The following is a 22,780-nucleotide window of genomic DNA, read 5'->3' on the forward strand; positions in this document are numbered from 1 at the left end:
TGACGCCCGGTCAATAAATGGGGCGCCCCTCCCCGAAATGGGGCAGAGTGTGCGCATGGCCTTGACCCGAACCCCTTGCGGGGAGCGGGACTTGAGGGCTTCGTCCGCGCCGGTTGTCCACAGGAATGGGCACTTCCGAAAAGTTATCCACAGGGTGTGCGAAAGATCTGTGGATGCCGGAAGTAGTCGTTCCGAAAGCCGCGAGACGCGCGAAGGATTCCCTTCCCAAACCATCCCGTCACCCACTTTCGAGTGGAAATGGTTCGCTCCAAAGAGTTGATCAATGGAAAAGGGTGGACGAGGGGTGACGTGCGGGACTGTGGACGGAGTTGGGGGCTGTGGGCCGATTTGTCGACCATGTCACGCTTCGTTGTCGACTTGTCCCCAGGTCGAGATGCGAGCCTGTGGATAACTTCTGTGGACAACGTAAATGTGCAGGTAGGAATGGCGCCCGGAGGGTCTCCCAGGGCGCCTGATGGCCATCAGTGGCTAGAAACGGCCGTCCTGGCAGCGCGCCAACCAGTCCGAGGCCGCCGCGAACTCGCCGTCCGACGTGCCGGGCCGCAGCTCCCGTACCTCGTCCAGGGCCACCCCGGCGCGCGGATACGAGCCGAGGAAGCGCACCTGCGGGCAGATCCGCTTGAGCCCCATCAGGGCCTCGCCGACCCGGCGGTCCGTGATGTGGCCCTCGGCGTCGACCGAGAAGCAGTAGTTGCCGATGCCCTGGCCGGTCGGGCGCGATTCGATCCGCATGAGGTTGACGCCGCGTACGGCGAACTCCTGGAGCAGTTCGAGCAGGGCGCCGGGGTGGTCGTCGCCCAGCCAGATGACGACGGAGGTCTTGTCGGCGCCGGTCGGCGCGGCCGGGCGGGCCGGGCGGCCCACCAGGACGAAGCGGGTCGCGGCGTTCGCCGCGTCGTGGATCTCGGTGACCAGCGGTTCGAGGCCGTAGGTGGCCGCCGCGAACTCGCCCGCGAAGGCGGCGTCGAAGCGGCCCTCCTGGACCAGGCGCGCGCCGTCGGCGTTCGACGCCGCCGACTCCCACACGGCGTCCGGGAGATGGGCGGCCAGCCAGTTGCGCACCTGGGGCTGGGCCACGGGGTGACCGGTCACCGTCTTGATGTCCTTCAGCTTCGTGCCGGGGCGCACGAGCAGGGCGAAGGTGATCGGCAGGACCACCTCGCGGTAGATCATCAGCGGCTCGCCCTTGGCGAGTTCGTCGACGGTGGTGGTGACACCGCCCTCGACCGAGTTCTCGATCGGCACGAGCGCCGCCGCCGCCTGGCCGCTGCGGACCGCGTCCAGCGCGGCCGGTACGGACACCATCGGGACCAGTTCACGGGCGGCCGCTTCGGGCAGCGTGCGGAGGGCGGCCTCGGTGAAGGTGCCCTCGGGGCCGAGATAGGTGTAGCGCGTCGCCGACATACCGTCACCCTAATGGGGCCGAGGTGGCATGGCTGTCGCATCTCACAGAGCGGCACCCGCCTCTCACGCCCCCCGGGACTGCCCCCGCGAAGACCGCACCCCGGGGGCCTGCCCCGGGGGACTACCCCTCCAGCAGCCGCTGCCCCACGTACTCGCCCTTCGCCGCCCCACCCGGCACCGCGTAGAGCCCGCTCGCCTCGTGGCGGATGAACTCCGAGAGCGCGTCGCCCCGGTCGAGCTTGCGCTGTACCGGTACGAAGCCGCGCATCGGGTCCGCCTGCCAGCAGACGAAGAGCAGCCCCGCGTCCGGCTCGCCGTGCGCGTCGAAGCCGTCGTGGTACGAGAACGGCCTGCGCAGCATCGCGGCGCCGCCGTTCTGGTCGGGCCGTGTGATGCGGGCGTGCGCGTTGACGGGGATCACGACCTTGCCGTCCGCCCCCATCTCCTCCAGCTTGGGTTCGGTCGTCTCCGTGCCGCCGGTCAGTGGCGAGCCGTCCGACTTGTGCCGCCCGATCACCGCTTCCTGCGCCTTCAGACCGAGCTTCTCCCAGTCGTCGAGGAGCATCCGGATGCGGCGTACGACGACGTAGGAACCGCCCGCCATCCACGCCGGGTCACCGTCGGCGGGCACGAAGATCCGCTCGTCGAAGTCCTTCTCCGACGGCTTCGGGTTGTTCGTCCCGTCGATCTGGCCCATGAGGTTGCGGGTCGTCATCGGGCGGGCCGTGGCGCCCGGCGAACGGTTGAAGCCGTTCATCTGCCAGCGCACGCGCGCGGTCCCGGCCGCCTCCTTCTGGAGGGCGCGCAGCGCGTGGAAGGCGACGAGCGGGTCGTTCGCGCCGATCTGCACCCACAGGTCGCCGTTGCTGCGCGCCTTGTCGAGGCGGTCCGAGGAGAAGTCGGGCAGCGGTTCCAGCGCGCTCGGGCGCTGCTTCTCCAGGCCCGTGCGGGAGAAGAAGGAGGCACCGAAGCCGAAGGTGACGGAGAGCGAGGAGGGACCCGCGTCGCGGGCGACCGCCGTGTCGTCGCCACCGACCGGCTCGCCCGCCATCAGCCGCGCGGCCGTGGTCGACCAGCGGCGCAGCAGGGCGGCCGCCTCCTTGCGGCTCGTACCCGCCGTCAGGTCGAAGGCGATCAGATGGCCGCGGGACTGCATGGGCGTGGTGATGCCGGGCTGATGTTTCCCGTGAAACATCACCTCGCCCGTGCCGAGGGAGGCCAGGGCGTCCTTCGCCGCGCCGGACGTGCCGGAGGGGTCGGACGCGCCCGACGAGGACGCCGCGGCGTACCCGGCCGCACCGCCCGCCGCCCCCAGCGCGAGGCCGGTCACGCCGGCGGTGCCGAGCAGCCGCCGCCTGGAAATCCCGTGGTCCGTCATGCTCGTTCAGCCGATCTGCGTGTTCTTGTTCACGGTCACTTGGTCGATGTCGGAGGTCCGGACCGTGACCGCGATCTTCCAGTTCCCGGCCATCGGGATCTGCACCCCGCTCGCCGTCCAGTGTCCGGTGGCGATGTGGTCCGGGGCGACGGGCAGCGGGCCCACGTCCTTCGCCTTGAGGGTGAAGGAGACCTTCACCTCGGGGACGTCGAAGGCGCTGCCGTTGGGCCGCTTCACGTAGACGTGCAGGTCGTTGCTGCCGGTGCGCCCCGGGTCCAGTTCGATGCGCACGGTGCCCTTGCCGTCCTGGCTGCCCGTGTCGAAGGGCACCTTGAGGGCGAGCGGGCCCGAGCGCTGGGCGGCGGCCGCGGCGGAGGTGGCCCTGGCGGCCTCCTCCTCGGTGCGGCCCGGCTCGGTGGTCGTCAGGGCCGTGGTGACGGCGAGCAGGACGACGGCGATGCCCGCCTCGGTGAGCACCGAGCGGCGCAGCCCGGCGCGGTGTGGGTCGGCGTCGCGGACGCGCTTCTCGCGCGCGGTGGCCATGGCGACCCGCTGGCGCGCGAGCTGCGCGGAGCGCTCGGTGTCGTCCGCGCCTCCGGAGGGAGCCGGCACGGTGACCGGCTTCCTGACACCCGCGGTCTTGTTCGCCGCCTTCTTCTCGGCGTTCGCCGATGCCTTCTCCGCGTTCCCCGATGCCTTCCCGGCGGTCGTCGACGTCTTCTCCGCGCGCTGCTCGCCGATCACGGCGGCGGTCTCCGCGGGGGCCTCGCCCGCTCCGGAGGCGATGCGGCCGGTCCAGCGCCGCGAGATGGAGGCGACGCCCACCAGGACGACGACCAGGCCGATCTTGACGAGGAGCAGCTGCCCGTACGACGTACCGGTCAGCGCCGACCACGAACCGACCTGCCGCCACGACTGGTAGAGCCCCGTCGCGGCCAGGACGACGACGCTCGCGAACGCCACCCGTGAGAAGCGGCGTACGGCTACCGCTTCTACTGAAGAGGTGCGGTACAGCGCGACGACCAGCGCGGCGAGGCCGCCCAGCCAGGCGGCGACGGCCAGCAGGTGCAGCACGTCGACGGGCATCGCGATGCCCGCCTGGATGCCGGTCGAGGCGTGCTCGGCCATCGCCCAGGTCGCCGCGATGCCGATGGCGACGACCGTGCCGCCGATCGCGAGCCCGAAGGTGAGGTCCTTCTTCTCCTTCGGGTCCTCGCGCTTGTCGTACGCCCCGAAGAGCACCGCGATGAACAGCGCGGCCGCGGCGAGCAGCAGCAGCCGGGAGACCAGGGCCGCGCCCGTCTTGGTGTTGAGGACATCGCCGAGCTTGCCCATGTCGAAGGCGTCGGCGAGCTTCCCGGAGCCGGTGTAGGGGGCGCGCAGCATGAGCAGGGCGAGCGTGGATCCGGTGAGCGTGACCCAGCCGTACGTCACGAGCCGCTGCACGGGCCGCACCCCCGCGCCGCGCGGCCAGCAGCCGAGTACGAAGGCGCCGCCGCCGACGACCAGGATGAACCCGGCGTAGGACAGATAGCGCGCGATGTCGTAGAGCACGCCGACGAGGCCGCCGCCCGCCTCCTGGGCGGGCAGGACGGCCTTGGTGTCGGAGGGTGCGCCGATGGAGAAGGTGAAGGCGCCGGCGACCGGGTGGCTGTCGGCGGAGACCACTTGGTAGGCGACGGTGAAGGTGCCGTCGGGCAGGTTCTTGCGGAGTTTGACGCCGTACGTGTTGGCGCCCAGGTCGGTGGTCCTGTTGGTGTCGGCCCGCTTGCCGGACGGGTCGAGGACCCGTACCGAGCCGTCCGACATGGCGACCTTCTCCGAGAAGGTGAGCTTCACCTGGGCGGGGGCCTTGTCGACCACCGCTCCCTGCTTCGGGTCGCTGCCGGTCAGCGCGGCGTGCGCGGAGGCCGGCGCGGCGCCGCCGAGAAAGGCGGCGCTCGCGGCGACGAGCACGAGGAGGAGCCGCCAGAGGCGGGGAGCGATGGTCTGCATCAACGGTCCGTCCCTCAGTGCGACGAGTGCGACGTCTGCGGCGTGTGCGAAGCGTTCGAGGTGTGCGAAGCGTGCGAGGCGTGGGAGGCGTGGGAGGCGTCCGAGGTGGCGTGGCCCTTCTTCGGGCTGTACGTCGCCTCCTTGACCGGCACCTCGATCGTGATCGGGTCCGCCGTCCGGAAGTGCAGCGTCACGGCGACCTTCTCGCCCCGCTTCGGCTTGCGCTTGAGCTTTTCGAGCATCAGGTGGTTGCCGCCGCTCGCGAGTTCGAGCTTGCCGCCCGCGGGCACGTCGAAGGACTTCTGCTCCTTCATCACGCCCCCCTTCGAGCTGTGCAGCGTGACGGATCCCGCGATGTCACTGGTGGCGGAGGTGAGCTTGTCGGCGCCGCCCCTGTTGGTGACGGTGAAGAAGCCCGCCGCCATGTCGTCCATGGTGGGCTCGGGGATATAGGCCCCGCCGACCTTGAGGTCGGGCTTCTGCGCGGTCTTCTCGGCGTCGGGCCCCGAGTCGTCGCCGCAGCCCGCCAGGGTGAGCGCGGCGGCCAGCGCGAGGGCCCCGCCCGCGAGCGCGCGGCGGCGGGTGGCGGTGCGGTGGGTCACGGGGTCTCTCCCTTGACGAGCTTGGGGAGGTCCTTGGTGTAGTCGGCGGCGGTGGCGTCCTCGTTGTACAGGACGTATCCGCCGTCGGTCTTCGGCGAGAACGCCATGACCTGCTTGCCGTGCATCGAGACGATCTTGCCGTTCTTGTCCTTCTTGGGCGGCACGACGGTGATGCCCATCTGGCGGGCCCCGGCCTGGATGGTCGCGAAGTCGCCGGTCAGGCCGGTGAAGTCGGCGTCCACGCCCTTGAGCCACTTGCCCAGTTCACCGGGGGTGTCGCGCTGGGGGTCGGTGGTGACGAACACGACCTTCAGCTTGTCCTGGTCGGCCTTGGGCAGGGCCTTCTTGGCGACCGCGATGTTGTTCATCGTCAGCGGGCAGACGTCGGGGCAGTGCGTGTAGCCGAAGTAGATCAGCGTCGGCTTGCCCTTGGTCTCCTCGCGCAGGTCGTACTTCTTGCCGCGGGTGTCGGTCAGGACGAGGTCCGGCTTCTCGAACGACTTGTCGAGGACGGTCGCCGCCTTGCCCGAGTCGCTCTCCACGGAGACGTCGGCGACGGGCTTCTTGCCGTCATCGCCGCCGCAGGCGGTCAGGGTGAGTGCGGCCGCGGCCAGCAGGGCAGCGGCGGCGAGCTTCTTGTGCGTGCTCTGCGTGCTCGCCGTGCTCTTCGTACTTTTCGTGCTGTTCATGCTCTTCGTGCGCATATGAAAATGTCCCAGATGTGAGGAGGCCGGGGTGCACCGGGGCAGGCGTTTCGCCGCCGCGGCGCACCCCGAGGGATGGCCCGGCGACGGCTCAGCCGGTGACGCGGCGGCGCGTGGCGACGACGCCGAACGCGACGCCCGCGGCGCCCACGACGATGCCGACGACGCCGAGGACACGGGCGGTGGTGTCACTGCTGTCGGAGGAGTCCGCGGCCGCGCTCTCGGCCTTGGCGTCCGACTTCGCGTCCGACTTCGCGTCGTCGGACGCGGCACCGCCGTGGTGGTCGTCGGAGGCCGCGGTCAGCTGGAGGGTGGGCGCCGGGTGCTCCGGCTCCTCCTGGCCCTTCTGCTGCGGCTCGATCCAGCGGACGACTTCCTTGTTGTCGTACGTCTGGACCGCCTTGAAGACGAGCGCGTCGGTGTCCGTCGGCAGCTGGCCCATGGAGACCGGGAACTTCTGGAAGGTGCCGGGCTGGATGCCCTTGCCGTCGGCGGTCCAGGTGACCTTGGTGACGGCCTCGTCGATCTTCTTGCCGTGGATCTCGAGCGGCTTGTCGAGCTTGGACTTGGTGACCTTCGCGGTCCAGCCGGGGACGGGCTGCGTCATCACGGAGGCGAGGGGGTGGTCGCCGGGGAAGGAGACCTCGAGCTTGGTGGTCGCGGCGTCGTCCATCTCGTTCGGCACCTTGAAGTTGACCGTCGCGTATCCGCCCTTGGCGGCCGCGCCTTCCGGCGAGACGCTGACGTGCGCGAACGCGGGCGCGGAGAGGACGAGAACGGCGGATGCGGCGACGGTACCGACGGCGGCGATACGGGACTTCTTCATGAAGGAACACTCCACTTATGGCAGGGGCGAGCAGTGGCGCGGCGAGCGGTACGCGCGAGCGGCGTGCGCTGCACGGGGGGTGCGGCAACACAAGGCGGCGTGCGGTGCACGATGCGATACGCGTGGCGCGGTGCTCCGTACTCACCGTTCACTACTCAGTACGAGGGGGATGCGCGCGGTCTGGTTGGCGGACACGCGCGCGTGCGTGCCGAGCGACCCCTCCGTACGGCTAATGGAGTGCGTCGCGTCAGGCAGCGAGTCCGACGTGGGGGGCGCGGAGCGGCGGCCCGCGCCGGATCACCGCGTCCTCCAGCGCGACGGTGCGCGGCCGAGGCGGCGCGGGCAGCGCGGCGCGCGGAACCCGGGGTCCTGTCGTCTCGGGCGCCCCGGGCAGACCGGCCCGCAGAGCGCGTACGAGCGTGAGGGCCGAGCGCAACGAACGTACGAGCGCCCCTTCGGCGACCCCCTGCGCCCCGTGCGCGAGCCGGACGAGCCGTAGCAGCGCGAGGTCCCCGCGGCGCAGCAGCCACCCCGCGGCGAGGGCCGCGAGGACGTGGGCGACGAGCATGGGCAGGGACGGCATGAGCCCCATGGCGCCCATCGGGCCCGCCGATCCCGTGGCACCCGCCGTGGACATGGAATCCAGCGCGGAGTCCGCGGCGGCGGCGGACTGACTGTGGTGGTGCGCGGCCGGGTGGTCCGCGCCCCCGCCGGGGCCGAGCCCGGCCGTGGCGAGGATGCGATGGGCCTGGGCGGGAGTGATCGTCGCGGCGCCCGCCCCGCAGACCAGGCGCGCGGCCCGCTCCACCAGGGACGCGTCGGCGCTCACCTGGGCGGCGGCCGTCGTGCCGTGCTGGCCGAGGCCGAACAGGGCGTGCAGCCCGAGCTGGCCCACCGCGAGGAGCGCGGCGATGCCGGGCAGCGAACGCGCCCGCCCGGCGAGCGGCAGCGCGACCGCGAGGACGGCGAGGAAGCCCGCGCCGAGGGTCCACAGCGGGACGGCGACGCAGGAAGCGAGCACATGGCCCCCGGCGGACAGCACGACGCAGACCGCGGCGAACACCGCGGCCCTGAGCAGCCGGAGATCGACTCCGTCACGCGGCTGGCGCTGGTGGGGGGCAGTCATGGCGGGGTCATCATCGCACTGGGCCCGTCCGGCGCGTGCGGCAGGTCCGGAAGGTCCGGTTCCAGAGGAGGGGTGGGCGACTGCGCCGGAGGGGGCGGCTGCGCCGCAGGGGGTGACTGCGCCGGAGGAGGCGACTGTGCGCCCTACACGAGCCGCGCGGGGCGCGCGTCCGCCGTATGGGCGGCTTCACGCGGCCCGTGTGCTTATCCGCGCGCGCTTGCGGCAATACGTATCGGTATGTCGAGCCGCAGCCAGGAGGCTGGAGCATGAGCATCTGGTGGTCTCTCCATTTGCGGCGCGAAGCTGCGAGCGTTCCGCTCGCCCGCCGCCTGTTGATCGGCACCATGGAGACCGCGGGTGTGGATCCCGACGTCTCCTTCGACTTGTCGGTCGCTCTCAGCGAAGCCTGTGCCAACGCCGTGGAGCACGGGGGCGCGAGCGCTCCCGGCGGTACCGCCGGCGCGTATCGGGTGACGGCCTATCTGGACGGCGAGAAGTGCCGCATCGAGGTGGCCGACTCGGGCCCCGGCTTCCCCGGCGCCTCGCGCGGCTGCCCGGCGCAGGCGCCCCGGCCGTCCGCCGCGGAGAGCGACGAGCACGGCCGCGGCCTGTGCCTGATCAGGGAGCTGGCCGACCACGTCCACCTCGGCAACAAGCCGGGCCGGGGCGGAGCGGTGATCAGCTTCGACCGGAAGCTGAAGTGGCGTGAGGGGGCGCCGCTCATGACGGCCTGACGCGTTCGCGCGTCAGTACGATCACCGGGATCACCGGGATCACGTGCGGGGCTCGGACCGCTGGAGCCGTCCGGAGCAGCCCGCCGCTCACGCGGTTGATCCCGGACCCCGCATCCACCTCCTCAAGCCCCCGGACCCCCCTCCGCCCCGGCCGGCGGCAGCGCCCGCAGCAGCGCCTCCACCGCCGCCCCATAGGCATGCTCCGACGGCGTGGAGTAGCCGACGACGAGGCCCTCCGCCTCCGCTCCCGTGGCCCGCGGATGGCGGAACGCCGCCAGGCCGTCCAGGGCGATCCCCTGCCAGGCCGCCGCCTTGGCCGCGGAGACCTCCGTCCCCGGCGGCAGCCGCAGCACCGCGTGCAGCCCGGCCGCGACACCGGTGGCCGTGATGTGCGGGGCGTGCTCGGCGAGGGCGGACACCAGCCGGTCGCGGCGGCGCCGATAGCGCTGACGCATCCGGCGGATGTGGCGGTCGTACTGCCCGGAGGCGATGAAGTCGGCGAGCGTGAGCTGGTCGAGTACGCCCGCCCACGCCTCCCGCTCCCCCTTCGCCGCGAGCACGCTGTCGACGAGGTGTGCCGGCAGCACCATCCAGCCGAGGCGCACCGCGGGGGACAGGCTCTTGCTGACCGAGCCGAGGTAGACGACCCGTTCGGGGCCCAGGCCTTGCAGTGCGCCGATGGGCTCGCGGTCGTAGCGGAACTCCCCGTCGTAGTCGTCCTCCAGGACCAGCCCGCCGCTCGTGCGGGCCCAGTCGACCACCGCCGCGCGCCGGGCCGGGTGCAGCGGCCCGCCGGTCGGGAACTGGTGTGCGGGCGTGAGCAGCACACCTCGTACGCCTTGACTGCCGGTCAGTTCCTCGACCCGGGCGCCCTGCTCGTCCAGCTCCAGCGGGACCGTCCGTACGCCTGCGCTCTCCAGGATCTCGCGGTGGAAGTCCAGGCCGTACGACTCCACGGCGAGCGGGCCGCGCAGCACCGCGCCGCCCGCGCCGTGGGAGCCCCCGTACAGCAGCCGCAGCGCGTGCGCGAAGCCGGAGCAGACGATGAGCCGGTCGGGGTCGACGCGTACCCCGCGGGCCCGCCGCAGATAGTCGGTGAGCGCCTGCCGCAGCTCGACGCGGCCGCGCGGGTCACCGGGCCCGAAGGCGTCGCCCGGCGCGGAGTTGACGGCGCGTCGGGCCGCCGCGAGCCAGGCCGTGCGGGGAAAGGAGGCGGGGTCGGGCCGGCCCTGGCGGAGGTCGTGGGCGGGAGCGGCGTGCCGCGCGGGAGCGGGCTTCGGGGTGCGGGTGGGTGAGGGCGGCGCCGCCCGCTCGGCGACCCGCGTCCCCGAGCCCTGCCGGGCGGTCAGCCACCCCTCGGCGACCAACTCGGCATAGGCGTCGGCGACCGTGTTGCGGGCGAGGCCGAGGTCCGCGGCGAGCGAGCGGTAGGGCGGCAGCCGGGTGCCGGGGGCGAGCCTTCCGTCGCGTACGGCGTCCCGCAGGGCCCGGATGAGGACGGCGCGGCGGCTGCCCGCGCCCGACAGGTCCAGATGCAGGTCACTGCCGATGCGCTCCGCGGAATTGACCCATGGTTCAGCCATGGGAATGCACCTTAACCGAGGTCTTTCACACGCCTAGATTCAAAGCCATGACGACTGAAGCGCACCCGAAGCAGATCAAGCAGACGAGCCAGATGAACCAGAGGAGCGAGATGAACCAGACGAGCCCGACGGCCGCGACCACCCCCGCCCAGGAGACCCAGACCCCCCGCCTCAACTTCGCCAAGGCCGCCCCCAAGGCCTTCAAGGCCCTCATCGGGTTCGACGCCGCCGCCCGCGACGGTCTCGACCCGGCGCTGGTCGAGCTGATCCAGATCCGCGCCTCGCTCCTCAACGGCTGCGCCTACTGCCTCCACATGCACACCTCGGACGCCCGCAAGGCGGGCGAGGACGAGGCCCGTCTGCACATGATCGGCGTGTGGCGCGAGGCCAGGAACTTCTTCACCGAGAAGGAGCAGGCGGCCCTCGCCCTGACCGAGGCGGTCACGCTGGTCGCCCAGGGCGGCGTGCCCGACGACGTCTACGCGCGCGCCGCCGAGCACTTCGACGAGGCGGAGCTGGCCCGCGTCCTCGCCCTGATCTTCACCATCAACACCTGGAACCGCATCGCCCTGAGCACGTCCAAGGTCGCGGGCGAGGACGAGCGGGAGGCGACTCCCTGACGGAGCCGCTCAGCCCCCTGACAGGACCGCTCAGCCCTTGAGCCGAGCCATCCACGCCTCGACCTCGTCCGAACGCCGCGGCAGCGAGTCCGAGAGGTTCCTGTTGCCGTCCTCCGTCACGAGGATGTCGTCCTCGATCCGGACGCCGATGCCGCGGTACTCCTCGGGCACGGTCAGGTCGTCCGCCTGGAAGTACAGGCCGGGCTCGACGGTCAGGCACATGCCGGGCTCCAGCGTGCCGTCGACGTACGACTCACGGCGCGCGGCGGCGCAGTCGTGGACGTCCATGCCGAGCATGTGACCGGTGCCGTGCAGCGTCCAGCGGCGCTGGAGACCCAGCTCCAGGACGCGCTCGACGGGACCCTCGACGAGGCCCCACTCGACCAGCTTCTCGGCGAGCACGCGCTGCGAGGCGTCGTGGAAGTCGCGGTACTTGGCGCCCGGCTTCACGGCCGCGATGCCGGCCTCCTGGGCCTCGTACACGGCGTCGTAGATCTTCTTCTGCAACTCGTTGAAGCGGCCGTTGATCGGCAGGGTGCGGGTGATGTCCGCGGTGTAGTACGTGTGCGTCTCCACGCCCGCGTCGAGCAGCAGCAGCTCTCCGGAGCGCACGGGCCCGTCGTTGCGCACCCAGTGCAGGGTGGTGGCGTGCGGGCCCGCGGCGCAGATGGATCCGTAGCCGATGTCGTTGCCCTCGACGCGGGCGCGCAGGAAGAACGTGCCTTCGATGTAGCGCTCGCTCGTCGCCTCGGCCTTGTCGAGGATCTTCACGACGTCCTCGAAGCCGCGCGCGGTCGAGTCGCACGCCTTCTGGAGTTCGCCGATCTCGAACTCGTCCTTGACCAGGCGGGCCTCGGAGAGGAAGACGCGCAGCTCCTCGTCGCGCTCGGCGGTGACCTTGTCGGTCAGCGCGGCCTCGATGCCGGCGTCGTAACCGCGGACGACCCGCACGGGCCCGGTCGCCTCGCGCAGCGCCTCGGCCAGCTCTCGCACGTCGGAGGCCGGGATGCCGTACAGCTTCTCGGCCTCGGTGAGGGAGTGGCGGCGGCCGACCCACAGCTCGCCCTGGCCGTCCAGCCAGAACTCGCCGTTCTCACGGTTGGAGCGCGGCAGCAGGTAGATCGTCGCGTCGTGGCCGCTCTTGGTGGGCTCCAGGACCAGGACGCCGTCCTCGGTCTGGTTGCCGGTGAGGTAGGCGTACTCGACGGAGGCCCGGAAGGCGTACTCGGTGTCGTTCGAGCGGGTCTTGAGGTTGCCCGCGGGGATGACCAGGCGCTCGCCCGGGAAGCGCGCGGAGAGCGCGGCGCGGCGTGCCGCGGTGTTCGCGGCCTGCGCGATCGGCTCCAGTTCGTGCAGCTCCGTATCGGCCCAGCCGGACTTCATGCTCTCGGCAAGCTCGTCGGAAACGCCCGGGTACAGGCCGTTCTTGCGCTGCTTGATCGGCTCTTCTTCGGTCTCTTCCGAAGTCTCCGGGTTGAGAGCGTCCGACACGGTCTGCCTCCTAGGTACGACACTGGGCCACCCTCCATCGTACGGGCGTACGGAAGGGGGCACAGGGCCCTTGGACCGCTTACCGCGCGTGCCCGTGGCCTCACGCGAAAACGTCGGCCACGCGCGCGTGGAGGCGCATCGGCGCCCTCACTCGAAGCGGGCCGCCAGAAGCACCACGTCCTCGTCGCTGTCCACCGTGTCGAGCCCGTCCGGCAGGACGGTCCGCAGGACGTGGTCGGCGATCGCCCCGGGGTCGCCCCTGATGGTCTTGGGTACGCTCGCCGCCGCCGCGTGCAGGCGCGCGAACGCCCGGTCCATCGGGTCCCCGGTGCGGTGCAGCAGGCCGTCCGTATAGAGAAGCACCGTTTCTCCGGGCTCCGGGGAGATCTCCACGCTCGGCGCCTCCCAGCAGGCGAGCATCCCGAGCGGCGCGGACAGGGAGGTCTCGACGAACTCCGTGCGCCGCTCGCCGACGATGAGCGGGGGGCTGTGTCCTGCCCCGGCGAGCACGATCTTGCGCAGGGCGGGCTCGCAATAGGCGAAGAGGGCCGTGGCGGACCGTGCCGGTTCGGTGAGGCGCAGCAGCAGCTCCAGATCGGAGAGTACGGCGACGGGGTCCTCGCCCTCCATCACGGCGTACGCCCGCAAGGAGGCCCGCAGCCGACCCATCGCGGCCACCGCGCTGGGCCCCGATCCGGTGACGGACCCGACCGCGAGGCCGAGGGCGGCGTCCGGCAGCGGCAGCGCGTCGTGCCAGTCGCCTCCGCCGCGCGGCCCGGTGCGCTGCCGTGCGGCGAGCTGCACCCCGGCGACCCGCGGCAGCCGCGAGGGCATGAGTTCTTCGCGGAGGGTCGCGGCGGTCGTGCGGGCGCGGTCCAGTTCGAGCAGCCGTGCGAGGTGTTCGGTGGCGTAGGCCGCGTAGAGCCCGGCGAGGTGGCGTCTGCGCTCGGTCGGCTCGGCGGGCTCGTCGTACAGCCAGACGGCGGCGCCGACGCGGCCCGCCCCGTCGCTGGCCAGGGGCAGGGCGTAGCTCGCGGCGTAGCCGATGCGGGTGGCGACCTCGCGGTGGCGCGGGTCGAGGCCGTCGTCGGCGAGCAGGTCGGGCCGGACGATCTCGGTGCCGGGTCCCGGGGCGCCGACCGCCGGCGCGTCGAGGAGCTGGCCGTACGACGTGGCGCCGCGCGGCACGGTCTCGAGGTGTCCCAGTTCCGCGCGGGTGAGCCCCAGACCGGTCGTGCTGTCGGGGCCGAGCCCGTCGGACGGCTCGAGGACGGCGAGCCCTCGCCGGGCGCCGACGAGGGCGGCACCGGCTCGCAGCAGCTCCCGCAGGGCCTCGTCGACGGTCTGCGTGCGGGCGAGCCGCTCGGTGAGTTCGTGCAGCGTGGTGAGGTCGGAGACCCAGCCCGCGAGGCGGTCCTGGAGCACGGCGCCGGGGGCGCCGGGGACGCAGGAGCCCGTGGATGCGGGCGGGGCGGGCGCGGTGGGCGCGACAGTGTGGGCTGGTGGCGGAACAGTGGAATCGATTCCGGCCACTTTCGGAAGGTGCGGGGCGTTCATGGCTGACGGCTTTCCGGCCGGTGCGTAATGCTCAATAGCATCGCAAACCCCCATGTCATTATGCGCCGCTAGCAATGTCTCCAGATGTACACGCCCTGGTGAGGGGATGTCCAGCATTGTCCTGCGGGGATTCCTGGTGTCCGTGTGCATTCCGAGCACCATTAACGATCTTGATAAGTTGGCCTAAAACCGTGCAGGGTTAGGGCATATTGCGGTCGACTGACGTTGTTCGGTAGAGCGTTGCAGTGGTCGTCCTGGGTACGTACTCAGTGATGACCAGGGGCAGTTGGGGCCCGCCCGGAACCTCGCGGAGGACCCGGGCGTCCTACCTCACGACGACCGTGCCCCATCCTCCCGTGGGGGAGGCGGCAAGCAATATCGCGGGACGGCAAACGCCAGGCGCCGCCACCCCACGCCACGTCAACGCTCGGTTCAGAGTGGTTCCCCATGCCGCAAGCTGGGGTCGGATGTGCCAGCTCGTACGTACAGCGAAGTGATCCACACCTGGGTGAAGAGATCCACGCATGGTGTGATGTGGCCCGCAGTCTCCCCGGCGTCAAACGCCGGCGTGCAACGGAAAGGAACGAGCGCTCATGCGCGAGATCCTCGGAAGGCGACGCAGGCTCCTGTCCTGGCGAATGGGGAGGAAGCCCGGCCGGGGTACCGGACAGCTCGGCGCGGCCCTGACCTTCGCGACCGAGTGGCGGTGGCCCGTACTGCCAGGAGTCGGCCTCGACCGGCGCGACGGCAGCCGGTGCGCCTGCCCGGACCCCGACTGCGTGGTGCCCGGCGCGCACCCCCTCGACCCCGGACTCCTCGCGGCGACCACCGACGAGCGGATGATCCGCTGGTGGTGGGGCAACCGCCCGGGCGCCCCCGTGGTGCTCGCCACCGGAGGCCGCGCCCCGTGCGCCGTCAGCCTCCCCGTCGACGCGGGCGGGCGCGCGCTGGCCGCACTCGACGAGGCGGGCATCAGGCTCGGCCCCGTGGTCGCCACCGCAAGCCGCTTCTACGTGCTCGTCGCCCCTTACTCCCTCGCCCAGTTGGGCGAGCTTCTGTACGCCAAGGACTATGTCCCCGGCTCGCTCCGCTTCCACGGAGAGGGCGGCTATCTCGCGCTGCCCCCCTCCGGGACGGGCGAGGGTCCTGTCCGCTGGGAGCGTGCCCCGCTGCCCGGTTCGGCGGCCCCCTGGGTGCCCGACGTCGAGGCGGTCGTGGACGCCGTCGTCGACGCTCTCACTCGTACGGGTGTGAGCGCGCCCGAGTTGTAGGGGAAATGGGCGCGCGGCGAACGGGCCGCGCGCCAACTGTCGTTATGTTCGGCCCATGCAACCCCGCCTGATCGTGCTCGTGGGCGTCGTGGCCGCCACGGTAGTTCTGCCGCTCGCCGGCGCATCCGCGGGGCCGGTCGGCGACGGTGACGCGAAGTCGCCCCTACCCGCCCCCGCGGGCACCCCTTCGAACAGTTCTCCGGACGCGCGCTCGGGCTCGGGCGCGAAGTCGCAAGCGGATCCGCAGGCGGAGCGGCAGCTGTGCGGTCCCGAACTCTCCTCCCCCGAGGGCATCGAAGCCCAGACCTGTGTCCTCACCCAGGGCCGCGAGACCTGGGCCCGTACCTACTACCGCAACGCCACCGGCGAGGACCTGAAGGGCGTACTGACCCAGATGGGGCCGCGAGGACGCACCGTACAGATGCACTGCGCGGTGGACGCGGGGGACGAGCCGGGGGTGTGCGAGACGCCGCGCGAGCGGTCTGCGGGCGAGGCGGCCGCGTACTCGGCGGTGGCGGAGTTCGCGGCGCGGGAGTCCGAGGGACTGCTGCTGCGCTCGGGGAGCAACTCGGCGCCCACGCAAGGCAGTTGAGCCCCGGGCTGGGCCCGGACATGGAAGGGCCCGGTTGCTGGCGACGGGGGATGCACCAGCAACCGGGCTATCTGAACGGTAACAAGAGATCGGCTCATGGCAAATTCGATCTCAGTTATCCGGACAGGGATTTACCTGCGGGTACGGGGAGTTGTGACAGGAGTCACGCGTCCCTTCCGACTGACTGGTGGGTCAGCCGTTCGTGGCCCGATCGCCTCAGCTGAGCGTGACCTGGCGGTTGGTGAGGCCACCGCGCGCCCGACGCTCGTCCGCGGTCAGCGGGGCGTCCGAGGCGAGCGCCGCCGCGAGCCGCTCGGCGAACTCGGCCGCGGGCTTCTCGACGTCGTCGGCGCCGACACCGCTCGGCAGGTCCCACACCGGCACGATCACACCGTGGGCCCGGAAGGAGCCGACGAGGCGGGTGCCCTCGCCGAGACTCGACGTGCCGGCCGCGTGCAGCCGGGCCAGCGCGTCGAGCAGCTGCTCCTCGGGGTGCGGCATGACCCAGCGCAGGTGGTTCTTCTCCGGGGTCTCGCACCAGTACGCGGCGTCCACGCCGGTGAGCTTCACGGTCGGGACGGCGGCGGCGTTCGCCCGCTCCAGGGAGGCGGCGACCTCCGGGGTCGCGTTCTCCGAGTCCGGCACCCAGAACTCGAAGCCGGCGTGCACCTCCGGCTCGAACGGCGCCTCGGGGGCGAGCAGGTCCTGGAGGCGCGGCCCGTCCGCGGGGGCGCGGCGGCCCTGTACCGGCGTGCCGGGCTCGGCCTCCAGAGCGCGGCGCAGGGTGTCGGCCAGGTCGCGGCTGATGTCGCCGGACGAGGTGTCGTTCTGGAGGCCGAGCAGGACCGAGCCGTCGTCGCGGCGCAGCGCGGGCCACGCCATCGGCAGCACGGTCGCCAGCGTGACCGAGGGGACGCCCTCGGGCAGGCCGTCCTTGAGCGTCAACTCGACGGTGGCGGCGGGCACCAGCTCGCGCAGCGCGACCCAGTCGCACTCGCCGGGCAGCCCCTCGAAGGGGCGCTGCACCAGCTCGGACACCGCGTGCGACGCGGCCCGGCCGTGACAGGCCTTGTAGCGGCGGCCCGAGCCGCAGGGGCAGGGTTCGCGGGCGCCGACGGCCGGATAGTTCTCGTCGGCTCCGCCCTTGAGCTGCGGCTGCTGCTTGCCCTTGGTCTGGGGGCGCTTCTTGGCCATCTTGGGTGTCTCCCGGCTGCGGCTCTCGTGCTCACTTGCGTACGGGCGCGAGCCTAGCCGTTGGCGGCAGGGCCGCCGGGATTCACATGCGGCGGCCTTCTCCTCGCGGGGTGGCGCCGTGCCGCCCGCGGCGGGCGGCCTTCTCCCCGCCGGGTGGTGGCGTGCCGCCCGCGGCGGGGCCGCGCCTCAGTCGACAGCCGATGTGGTCGGTCGATGGGGTGGTCAGGCGATGTGTCGGCCTAGGGTCAGCTGACGTCGTCAGCGGAGGCCGACAGCCGATGTGGTGGCCAGCGGATGTGCTCAGCCGACGTCGTCAGTCGAGGCCGTCAGCTGAGGCACGTCAGCCGGTGTGGTCAGCCTGTGGTCAGCCGAGGCCGTCAGCCAATGTCATCAGCCGGTCTCGGCAGCCGGTGTCGGCAGCCGGTGTCGGCAGTCAAGGCCGTCAGCCGAGGCCGTCAGCCGGTGTCGGCAACCGATGTCATCAGCCGGAGTCGTCAGTCCATATCGTCGAAGGGGTCCGCGAAGGCGAGGTCCGACAGGGCGGCCGCCGACGGGGCGGCGACGCGCGTAGCGAAATCCTCGTGGCGGTGCCCCGCTTGGACGACGACCCAGACCGTGACCTCGCCGTGCACGTCGTCGCGCACGCCCCAGGTGTCGGCGAGCGCCGAGATGATGTTGAGCCCGCGGCCGCCGTGCGCCGTCACCGACGGCGTGGCCGGAGTCGGGCGGGTCGGGCCGCCGCCGTCCGTCACCTCGACCGTCAGCCGCCCTGTCTTGTCGACGTGCCATGCCGCTCGCACGTCACCGTCGCCGACCATCCCGCGCCCCAGCGGCCTGCCGTGCCGGCAGGCATTGCTGAGCAACTCGGACAGGATCAGTACGGCATCGTCGATGACCGACTCGGACACTCCGCCGACGCGCAACTGATCACGCATCCGGTGCCTTGCTTCCCCCACGCCCGCAGGGCCATGGGGAACGGCCATGCTCGACGACGTGGGCACCTCCCGTGCCACCACCAACGCCACCCCCGAGACCTCCTTCGCCCCACGCCACGGTGTGGATGCCCCAATGGACTGGACCGGAAACCGGCCAATCCCCCTCCGGTGACGCACTCGTCACGATCGAATACGGACCGAACGCGCCGGTGCACTCCCTGTAACGGGAGTTACCGGAGTCCCAGCTGGTCCAGTTGGGTCAGCACCTGCTTGGGGCGGTTGGTGATGATCGCGTCGACGCCGAGTTCGGCGCACAGTTCGACGTCCTCGGGTTCGTTCACGGTCCAGACGTGCACCTGGTGCCCCGCGCGTTTCAGTTTGGCCACGTAGCCGGGGTGGTTGCGTACGATCCGCAGCGCGGGGCCCGCGATGCGCACGCCCCCCGGGAGGCGCCCGTCGCGGTGGCGGGGCAGGACGAACTGCATCAGATAGACGGTCGGCAGCGTCGGGGACGCGGCCCGCACGCGGTGCAGCGAACGCGCCGAGAAGCTCATGACCCGCACCGGGGAGGGCCCGTCGGCGGGCGGCGCGTCCAGACCGAAGCGCTTGAGGAGCATGAGCAGACGCTCCTCCACCTGGCCCGCCCAGCGCGTCGGGTGCTTGGTCTCGATGGCCAGCCGTACCTGGCGGCCCGAGGCGTTGCTGTCGGCGACCAGTTCGAGGAGCCGCTCCAGGGTCAGCACGGAGGTGTCCGCGCTGAGGCCCGAGCCCGGTGAGCCGACCGAGCCCTCCAAGCCCTCCGAGCCCTCCCAGTCCGGGCCCTCCCCCTCCTCGGCTTCGTTGTGGTGCCGCTTCCAGGAGCCGAAGTCGAGGGCGGCCAGATCGGCCAGTTCGAGGGCCGAGACGGCTCCGCGGCCGTTCGAGGTGCGGTTGACGCGGCGGTCGTGGACGCAGACGAGGTGGCCGTCCGCGGTGAGCCGCACATCGCATTCGAGGGCGTCGGCCCCGTCGTCGACCGCCTTCTGGTAGGCGGCCAGCGTGTGCTCGGGGGCGTCCTCGGAGGCTCCGCGGTGGGCGACGACCTGGATCTGGTGCTGTCGTGCGAGGGTCACCGCGTCATGGTGCCATCACGGGGTACCCGAAGGCTCGCCGGAGGGTCGCGTCCCAGAGCGCCGGACGCACAGGCTCGGCTTATGGTGCCCTGACAGCCGATGGGAAAAGCTGACTGCGGACAGATGCACAGTCGGCGCAGCCAGGCCGTGACCGAGAACGCCACCCACGACAGCATGGACCGAGGAGAAGAGCTGTGAGCACCGAGAACGAGGGCAACGAGGTACCCAAGGCCCCGTCCGCACCTCCCGTGCCGGTGGACGCTCCCGCTGTTTCCGCCGACGCCGCGCACTCCGTCCCTTCTGCCACGTCCCAGCACGCTTCGGCCGGTACGGGTGCCGGTGCGGGTGTCGGTCCGGGCACGGGCGCCGGTCCTGGCGCCGGTCCTGATGCCGCCACCACTGCCACTACGACCACCGCCACCGCCACCGGATCCGGCGCGTGGCCGCCTCCGCCGCCGCCCGCCGTGCCGTCGTACGCCTCCGGTGGGGGCGCGGGCTCCGGCTGGGGCGCCTCGTACCAGTCGCAGGACCCGAAGCCCGGCCGCCGGCGCGGTGGTCTCCTCGCCGGGATGCTCGCGGCCGCCCTGATCGCGGGCGGCGTCGGCGGCGGCGTCGGCTACTGGGCAGCCGAGCGGAACGACAACGACACCGGCTCGACCACGGTCTCCGCGGCCGACACGCCCGCCGATCTGAAGCGCGAGCCGGGCTCGGTCGCCAAGATCGCGAACGACGCGCTGCCGAGCGTGGTCACCATCGAGGCGCAGAGCGGCAGCGGCGAGGGCGGCACGGGCACCGGCTTCGTCTACGACAAGCAGGGCCACATCCTCACCAACAACCACGTGGTGGCGTCGGCGGCCGAGGGCGGGAAGCTCCAGGTGACGTTCTCCAACGGCAAGAAGTACGCCGCCGAGGTCATCGGCCGCGCCGAGGGCTACGACGTGGCCGTCCTGAAGCTCAAGAACCCCCCGGGCGACCTGAAGCCGCTCCCCCTCGGCAACTCCGACCGCGTGGCCGTCGGTGACTCGACGATCGCGATCGGCGCCCCCTTCGGCCTCTCGAACACCGTCACGACGGGCATCATCAGCGCCAAGAACCGCCCGGTGACCTCCAGCGACGGCGGGCAGAGCGGCAAGAGTTCGTACATGAGTGCCCTCCAGACCGACGCGTCCATCAACCCCGGCAACTCCGGTGGCCCGCTCCTGGACGGGCGCGGCGCGGTCATCGGCATCAACTCCGCGATCAAGCCCGCCGACAGCGGCGGCCTCGGCGGTTCGGGCCAGTCGGGCTCCATCGGCCTCGGCTTCGCGATCCCGGTGAACCAGGCGAAGTACGTCGCGCAGCAGCTGATCAAGACCGGTAAGCCGGTCTACCCCGTGATCGGCGCCTCGGTCTCGCTCCAGCAGGACTCCTCGGACGGCGCGACGATTTCCCGAGAGGGCGTGGGCGGTTCGGAACCGGTCACTCCGAACGGCCCCGCGGACAAGGCGGGCCTCAAGCCCGGCGACGTCATCACGAAGCTGGACGACACGGTGATCGACAGCGGCCCCACCCTGATCGGCCAGATCTGGACCCACAAGCCGGGCGACACCGTCAAGATCACCTACGAGCGCGACGGCGAGGAGCACACGGTCGACGTAACCCTGGGCCAGCGCAAGGGCGACAGCTGATCCCCTGCTCCGCCGCCGTCCCCACCCGCTAGTCTTGTCCCCGCGCCGTACCGGTTTCCGGTGGCCGGCGCGGGGTGGGTTGCCCGAGCGGCCTAAGGGAACGGTCTTGAAAACCGTCGTGGCAGCGATGTCACCGTGGGTTCAAATCCCACACCCACCGCCAGGTCAGAGAACGAGCAGGTCAGAGAGCGCGAATCCCGTCGGGGTCGCGCTCTCTCTGTTCATCCTGTCTCACCCCGAGTCGGGGGTGTACCGCCTTTGACCAGTGCGTGTGGGCCATCTGCGGGCCAGGATCACCCACTCTCCTCCGCATCGAACGCCTTCTGGATCAACCGGTTCGCGTGCTCCGAAGCGCCCTTGAGGATCTTGGCGTAGAAGCGGTAGAGCACGGCGACGCTGTGACCGGCGCGGTAGGCGACCTCTACCGGGTCCACGCCACTCTTGATCCAGAACGAGACCGCCGCGTGCCTCAGGCAGTACGGCACATCGGCCATGCCTGCCTTGACCTCTTCAGCGCTGAGGACCTGCTCGCGTGCCTTGCTCCACACCTCGCAGTACTCGTTCGAGGTCACGCGCCCGGCGCGGGCGGCGCGGAAGAGGCGGCCATCATCAGCGACGCCGAACTCCTCGATGTGGTCCCGGATCATGCGCACGTACACCGGAGGCATCGGAACCGAGCGAACGGAATTGCGGGCGCGGTGCTTGAGGCCGCGCTCGTCGTGCGACTTCCCGGCGTCCGTCCAGCCTGAGCCCACCTCCGGGTGGCTCTCTGAGACGAGGACTTCACCCCAGGCATCCGGCTCGCTTTCGGGAGGAAGGACGAAGTCCTTTTCCCGGAGCGTCACAGCCTCCCCGGGGCGCGTGGCCACGTAGTAGATGCTGCCGAAGAACGCCAGTAGGTGCCGTCCACGCGCCCCTTGTTGCGCAACTGCATCGAGCAGTTTGCGAGCGAGCTTGGGCCCCGGGACATAGCGGAAGTCCACCTCGTCCGAGGAAGTGGGAGCAGACCAGTCGACGGCAAGGAACGGGTGACGGGTCAGGAGGGCACGCTCTTCGACGGCGTATCGAAAGGCGTTGCTCAGGACCATGCGCTTGCGTTTGAAGGTGTTCTCCGCCGCCGGTTTCCCGTTGAGCAGCTTCGAGAGCGCCGCGAAGGCAGCGCGCACGCGCTCGGGCTGAGCTGCCTCGTCGACCTTCAATGAGTTCTTCGCGACCCAGTCCAGGGCGCGCTCGATCTCCTCAGGAGCGTCCTTGGCCTCGAAGCGTGCGACGTGCTCGCCCTCATCGGACAGAGCTGCCCTGAACGCCCACCGGTAGAGGGCGGCGCGTAGAACTCTGGGGTCCGGGCGTCCCTTGGTCGTGCTGACGAAGACCGGAGTCACGACGGCGAGGGATTCCGCGATGCTTGCCCGGTGCTTTGCCGCAGCGCCAGGCCACTTCATGACGGCGTAATCCTTGGCGTGCTCGAACCATGTGGGCATGGCGCGGGCAGCCAACTCCCGGGCAGGCAAACCCGTTTCCACGTCGAACTGCTGCCCTTCCCGCAGGGCCGTCATCAGCTCAGAAAGGCGCCCGTCAGCTTGGGGCTTTAGCAAAAAGCTCTTGGAATGCCCCTCGGTCCCGACCCGCCACCGGAGTTCCCACGGCTTCGGCCGACCAGAGCGCTTACGGATGGACCAAAAGACGACGTCGTACGTGAGCATGTCTCTCCAGGTGAAGCCATGCCCGCCCCCGGAGGCCGGGGGCGGGCATGGGCGCGTGTGGCGGTCAGGCAGCGTTCTGCTCGCAGGACTCCCACCAGTGGTCCAAGTCGGCGCGGCTGACTCGGAGCTGGCCGTTGGGGAGCTTGCGGAGGCGCGGGGCCTGGCCGCGAGCGCGCATGCGGTAGAAGGCGGCGCGGCTCATGGCGATCTCTTCGAGGACTTCGGGGAGCTTCAGCATCTTCGGGCGAGCCATCGTTTCGACTCC

Annotated in this window: 20 protein-coding genes and 1 tRNA gene; 6 read left to right on the forward strand and 15 right to left on the reverse strand. The window is 71.3% G+C overall.

Annotated features, from left to right (window positions below; all coding sequences use genetic code 11):
* Positions 1–489: 489 nt before the first annotated feature.
* The 7 genes from pheA to IG54_RS0110095 form a co-directional block, all read right to left on the reverse strand.
* Complete coding sequence (gene pheA, locus IG54_RS0110065) at positions 490–1,425, reverse strand: prephenate dehydratase (RefSeq protein ID WP_030780233.1); 936 nt, start codon at positions 1,423–1,425, stop codon at positions 490–492.
* Positions 1,426–1,546: 121 nt separating this feature from the next.
* Complete coding sequence (efeB, locus tag IG54_RS0110070) at positions 1,547–2,803, reverse strand: iron uptake transporter deferrochelatase/peroxidase subunit (protein WP_030780236.1); 1,257 nt, start codon at positions 2,801–2,803, stop codon at positions 1,547–1,549.
* Between the two features lie 6 nt (positions 2,804–2,809).
* Positions 2,810–4,798 carry a copper resistance CopC/CopD family protein gene (locus IG54_RS0110075; RefSeq protein ID WP_037896817.1) on the reverse strand — a complete coding sequence of 663 codons (1,989 nt, stop codon included), beginning with the start codon at positions 4,796–4,798 and terminating at the stop codon, positions 2,810–2,812.
* A 14-nt stretch (positions 4,799–4,812) separates the two neighbouring features.
* Positions 4,813–5,400, reverse strand: coding sequence for a copper chaperone PCu(A)C (locus tag IG54_RS0110080; RefSeq protein ID WP_051819409.1), 588 nt, complete (start codon positions 5,398–5,400; stop codon positions 4,813–4,815).
* Positions 5,397–6,089, reverse strand: a complete 693-nt coding sequence (locus tag IG54_RS0110085; RefSeq protein ID WP_051819417.1) for an SCO family protein — start codon at positions 6,087–6,089, stop codon at positions 5,397–5,399. The genes IG54_RS0110080 and IG54_RS0110085 overlap by 4 nt, the downstream gene beginning before the upstream one ends.
* 106 nt (positions 6,090–6,195) lie before the next feature.
* A complete protein-coding gene (locus IG54_RS0110090; protein ID WP_030780245.1) occupies positions 6,196–6,930 on the reverse strand; it encodes a YcnI family protein in 735 nt (244 codons plus the stop codon).
* A 247-nt stretch (positions 6,931–7,177) separates the two neighbouring features.
* Positions 7,178–8,056, reverse strand: a complete 879-nt coding sequence (locus IG54_RS0110095; RefSeq protein WP_030780247.1) for a hypothetical protein — start codon at positions 8,054–8,056, stop codon at positions 7,178–7,180.
* 266 nt (positions 8,057–8,322) lie between these two features.
* On the opposite strand from IG54_RS0110095, the gene IG54_RS0110100 reads away from it, so the two are divergent.
* Positions 8,323–8,790, forward strand: a complete 468-nt coding sequence (locus tag IG54_RS0110100; RefSeq protein ID WP_030780251.1) for an ATP-binding protein — start codon at positions 8,323–8,325, stop codon at positions 8,788–8,790.
* A 122-nt stretch (positions 8,791–8,912) separates the two neighbouring features.
* On the opposite strand, the gene IG54_RS0110105 is transcribed toward IG54_RS0110100, so the two are convergent.
* Positions 8,913–10,373: a PLP-dependent aminotransferase family protein gene (locus IG54_RS0110105; RefSeq protein ID WP_030780252.1), complete on the reverse strand. Its 1,461-nt coding sequence runs from the start codon at positions 10,371–10,373 to the stop codon at positions 8,913–8,915.
* A 110-nt stretch (positions 10,374–10,483) separates the two neighbouring features.
* Between IG54_RS0110105 and IG54_RS0110110 the strand changes: the two genes are divergently transcribed.
* Positions 10,484–10,993, forward strand: a complete 510-nt coding sequence (locus IG54_RS0110110; protein ID WP_030780254.1) for a carboxymuconolactone decarboxylase family protein — start codon at positions 10,484–10,486, stop codon at positions 10,991–10,993.
* Positions 10,994–11,023: 30 nt separating this feature from the next.
* Here IG54_RS0110110 and IG54_RS0110115 read toward each other — a convergent pair whose 3' ends face one another.
* Both IG54_RS0110115 and IG54_RS0110120 read right to left on the reverse strand, forming a co-directional pair.
* Positions 11,024–12,484, reverse strand: coding sequence for an aminopeptidase P family protein (locus IG54_RS0110115; protein WP_030780256.1), 1,461 nt, complete (start codon positions 12,482–12,484; stop codon positions 11,024–11,026).
* A 147-nt stretch (positions 12,485–12,631) separates the two neighbouring features.
* Positions 12,632–14,158 (reverse strand): PP2C family protein-serine/threonine phosphatase, encoded by a 1,527-nt coding sequence (locus tag IG54_RS0110120; protein WP_078593927.1) that lies wholly within the window; start codon positions 14,156–14,158, stop codon positions 12,632–12,634.
* 476 nt (positions 14,159–14,634) lie between these two features.
* On the opposite strand from IG54_RS0110120, the gene IG54_RS0110125 reads away from it, so the two are divergent.
* Positions 14,635–15,312 carry a bifunctional DNA primase/polymerase gene (locus IG54_RS0110125; RefSeq protein WP_030780260.1) on the forward strand — a complete coding sequence of 226 codons (678 nt, stop codon included), beginning with the start codon at positions 14,635–14,637 and terminating at the stop codon, positions 15,310–15,312.
* Between the two features lie 55 nt (positions 15,313–15,367).
* Positions 15,368–15,904 carry a hypothetical protein gene (locus IG54_RS0110130; protein ID WP_030780263.1) on the forward strand — a complete coding sequence of 179 codons (537 nt, stop codon included), beginning with the start codon at positions 15,368–15,370 and terminating at the stop codon, positions 15,902–15,904.
* Positions 15,905–16,120: 216 nt separating this feature from the next.
* Here the strand turns inward: IG54_RS0110130 and IG54_RS0110135 are convergent, their stop codons facing one another.
* From IG54_RS0110135 to IG54_RS0110145, 3 genes are all read right to left on the reverse strand, one after another.
* Positions 16,121–17,098: a DUF5926 family protein gene (locus tag IG54_RS0110135; protein WP_030780266.1), complete on the reverse strand. Its 978-nt coding sequence runs from the start codon at positions 17,096–17,098 to the stop codon at positions 16,121–16,123.
* A gap of 494 nt (positions 17,099–17,592) precedes the next feature.
* A complete protein-coding gene (locus IG54_RS0110140; protein WP_078593929.1) occupies positions 17,593–18,210 on the reverse strand; it encodes an ATP-binding protein in 618 nt (205 codons plus the stop codon).
* Between the two features lie 53 nt (positions 18,211–18,263).
* Positions 18,264–19,145: a glycerophosphodiester phosphodiesterase gene (locus IG54_RS0110145; RefSeq protein ID WP_030780272.1), complete on the reverse strand. Its 882-nt coding sequence runs from the start codon at positions 19,143–19,145 to the stop codon at positions 18,264–18,266.
* 194 nt (positions 19,146–19,339) lie between these two features.
* Here IG54_RS0110145 and IG54_RS0110150 point away from each other — a divergent pair, with 194 nt between their 5' ends.
* The gene (locus tag IG54_RS0110150; protein WP_030780286.1) at positions 19,340–20,812 is read left to right on the forward strand and encodes a S1C family serine protease; all 1,473 of its coding nucleotides are present in this window, start codon (positions 19,340–19,342) and stop codon (positions 20,810–20,812) included.
* Positions 20,813–20,885: 73 nt separating this feature from the next.
* Positions 20,886–20,975 (forward strand) — tRNA-Ser (locus IG54_RS0110155).
* Positions 20,976–21,105: 130 nt separating this feature from the next.
* On the opposite strand, the gene IG54_RS0110160 is transcribed toward IG54_RS0110155, so the two are convergent.
* The gene (locus IG54_RS0110160; RefSeq protein WP_030780289.1) at positions 21,106–22,515 is read right to left on the reverse strand and encodes a tyrosine-type recombinase/integrase; all 1,410 of its coding nucleotides are present in this window, start codon (positions 22,513–22,515) and stop codon (positions 21,106–21,108) included.
* 64 nt (positions 22,516–22,579) lie between these two features.
* Positions 22,580–22,768 (reverse strand): helix-turn-helix transcriptional regulator, encoded by a 189-nt coding sequence (locus IG54_RS0110165; protein WP_030780291.1) that lies wholly within the window; start codon positions 22,766–22,768, stop codon positions 22,580–22,582.
* Positions 22,769–22,780 lie beyond the last annotated feature (12 nt).

Source organism: Streptomyces sp. NRRL S-920 (assembly GCF_000717945.1).
Lineage (GTDB): Bacteria > Actinomycetota > Actinomycetes > Streptomycetales > Streptomycetaceae > Streptomyces > Streptomyces alboniger.